At 43.1% G+C, this 1,598-nt stretch carries 2 protein-coding genes; both read left to right on the forward strand.

The window, feature by feature from the left end; translation table 11 throughout:
• On the forward strand, positions 1–742 hold a 742-nt coding region (locus ACTHUT_RS20060), incomplete at its 5' end, for a capsular polysaccharide synthesis protein (protein ID WP_440419572.1).
• 81 nt (positions 743–823) lie between these two features.
• A complete protein-coding gene (gene fabG / locus ACTHUT_RS20065; protein ID WP_250599587.1) occupies positions 824–1,570 on the forward strand; it encodes a 3-oxoacyl-ACP reductase FabG in 747 nt (248 codons plus the stop codon).
• The last annotated feature ends 28 nt before the right edge of the window (positions 1,571–1,598 follow it).

Genomic DNA, 1,598 nt, shown 5'->3' on the forward strand with positions numbered 1-1,598 from the left:
TCCTTATATATATAAATCAGAAAACTATCCAGATAGTTTTCTAAGTAAAGTTATTAAGCAAACAACATTCATAATTGACAAGAATCCCGTTCCTAGAAAAATTTACACTTTTTGGACTGGTAACAATCCAATGTCAGAATCCCGTCAATCGCATTTTGAGCTTCTGAAACTAGTTTCAGGAGTAGAAGTGGTATTGATTACTCCAAATAATTTATCAGAATATATTTTACCTGAGTATCCACTGCACCACGCATTCAAATACTTATCCTTAGTACATAAAGCTGATTATCTACGCTGCTATTTTATGCATCATTACGGTGGAGGTTATAGTGATATTAAAGCTGCTCAATACAATTGGAGTCCTGTTTTTGACACTTTAGATTGTAGTAATGCATATTTTATTGGCTATCCTGAGATTAAAGCAGAAGACTTAGCACCTGTTGAAGGTAAGATTGGCGAAGATATGCAATGTTATTTTAGTATCATAGCTGGAAATTGCGCCTATATTTTTCGCAAACAAACCCCTTTTACTCAAGAATGGTACAACGAACTATTAAATAGAATGGATAATTACGCTGAGCAACTGGAGAATAATCCTGGTAACGTTCTAGGTAATAACCCCGGATACCCTATCCCTTGGACAAATATATTAGGAGATATATTTCACCCTTTATGCTTGAAATATACTGATAAAATTCTCCTTGATAATACTTTACGTCCAAATTTGGAAAACTATCGTTAAATTAATAGCGTGGTTGACATCCAAACATTTAACTACTATTTATACAGCATGTGTTATAAATAGTATCAAAAAGGAAACAACATGAGTACACAAGATTTGAGCGGCAAAATCGCTTTGGTAACAGGCGCATCGCGCGGTATTGGTGCGGCGATTGCCGATACTTTGGCTGCGGCCGGCGCAAAAGTTATCGGCACGGCGACCAGCGAAAACGGCGCGGCGGCGATTAGCGAGCGTCTGGCGCAATGGGGCGGCGAAGGCCGTGCATTGAATTCTGCCGAACCTGAAACCATCGAAAACCTGATTGCCGACATCGAAAAAGAATTCGGCAAGCTGGATATTCTGGTCAACAACGCCGGCATTACCCGCGACAACCTCCTGATGCGCATGAAAGAGGAAGAATGGGACGACATCATGCAGGTTAACCTCAAATCCGTCTTCCGCGCCTCCAAAGCCGTATTGCGCGGCATGATGAAACAGCGTACCGGCCGCATCATCAACATCACTTCTGTTGTCGGTGTGATGGGCAATGCCGGTCAAACCAACTACGCGGCCGCAAAAGCAGGCTTAATCGGCTTCTCCAAATCTATGGCGCGTGAAGTCGGCAGCCGTGGCATTACCGTCAACTGCGTTGCCCCCGGCTTTATCGACACCGATATGACCCGTGCCCTGCCGGAAGAGACCCGCAAAACCTTTGAAGCGCAAACTTCTTTGGGCAAATTCGGTGAAGCACAAGATATTGCCGATGCAGTCTTGTTCTTGGCTTCTGATCAGGCAAAATACATTACCGGTCAGACACTTCATGTCAACGGCGGCATGTTGATGCCTTAAACCGTTTGTTTATTTAAAGGCCGTCTGA

This window comes from Neisseria sp. P0022.S010, from assembly GCF_051956635.1.